We start from the raw sequence: 1309 nt of genomic DNA, 5'->3' as shown, positions 1-1309 counted from the left end.
CATCCCAGTTCCGCAACGGGCAGAGATGCCCGCTTCCCGGCATGTCCGTCATGCAATGACCAAATGTTGGCGAAGGATATATTTCGACGTCCGAAGCCAATCGCCTGACAACGCAAGAGGTAATACTAGACGCGGACACGGTGCTCTCCGACTCTTCCCCAATGAAACGATTATGGCTCGCACTCACGTCGCACTCCATCAGGTCATGGCCTGAATTATCTGCCACTCTGATGACAACGATGCCAGACCACCTCGATGACGCGCTGCGCCGCCATACAGGCTAATTGTTGCCGGCCAAGCGCTGCTAACTGTGCGGCCTGTTGCGGCTCACGTTGCCGCCGACAAAGTCCAGCAATGGCGTCCTCCAATATCAGTTGCAGTTCGCATCTCACCCGGCCCAAGGTATCAGCGGCCAAGCGATCTTCGAGATCGGTTATCGCGTCCATTCAAGGCTCCAATATCAGTGTCGAAATGGCAAAAATATCAGTTGCTGACCATCAATGAGTGAAACGCCCGCAGCACTGATGTCCACGATCTGTGTCCCACCTAACGCGGAACTACCGACCGTCAGCCGAATGCCGTTCGCCAGCTCCAGAAACGGGGAATTGGCACTACCGCCGACAATGGAAATCGCCGCCGGAAAGTAATCGGTGGTCCGCACTGCGGCGGCAGTTGCACTGACAAAGCGCATAGGCGTGGGCGATCCAACTTGGGCGTTCCACGAGGCCACTAGGCTCGTGAGCACTTCCAGCCGCTCTGGCTCGAATTGTCCGGACAGCATCCAACCTCGCTCGCTACGCACGGCGCTGACGCCTGTCAACAAGTTAGCTGCCCGCAACTTTGACAACAACTGGCCCAATTCATCTGCAGTGCGGTTGGAAATCTGCCAATCACGCAACCCAGGAATTCTGTCCAGCGCATCGACCAATTCAGGGAAGCGCGCATCGTTTCGCACCGGACCATCAATACTGACACTACCATCGGCGCTTAACATCAAGAGAACGTCGTTATATCCATAGTTGGCCAGCAGAGCGCGGACGGAGCGCTTCAGGTCCTCGTCACAAACCATTTCCTGTTGTAGTCGCACACCGTCTGCGTGAAGTTTCTCGATGAGCGAGCTCAATTTGTTTAAATCGTGGCACCGACCTGAAAGCATCAATGTCTTGTCATCAAGCCAACGTGCATCCAGTCGAGGCTCTACACGCATAAGACTCGAGAGCAAATCACGTGGCGTTGGGCGACGGCCGGACGGCGGGGTATGGTGCAATAGACGGGTCCCGTCATCTGCAAACCAATACAACGCAGGAAC

2 protein-coding genes are annotated in these 1309 nt (G+C 55.7%); both read right to left on the bottom strand.

From position 1 onward, the window contains the following. Positions 1–215 precede the first annotated feature (215 nt). Positions 216–446 (bottom strand): EscE/YscE/SsaE family type III secretion system needle protein co-chaperone, encoded by a 231-nt coding sequence (locus P0D80_RS50235; RefSeq protein ID WP_408296220.1) that lies wholly within the window; start codon positions 444–446, stop codon positions 216–218. A gap of 14 nt (positions 447–460) precedes the next feature. After that, the coding region (gene sctD, locus P0D80_RS50230; protein ID WP_408296217.1) for a type III secretion system inner membrane ring subunit SctD at positions 461–1309 on the bottom strand (849 nt) is incomplete at its 5' end.

This window comes from Paraburkholderia sp. RL17-373-BIF-A, assembly GCF_046030175.1.
Classification (GTDB): domain Bacteria; phylum Pseudomonadota; class Gammaproteobacteria; order Burkholderiales; family Burkholderiaceae; genus Paraburkholderia.
The sequence above is the reverse complement of the archived record's forward strand: the minus strand, read 5'-3'. Positions and strand labels throughout refer to the sequence as shown.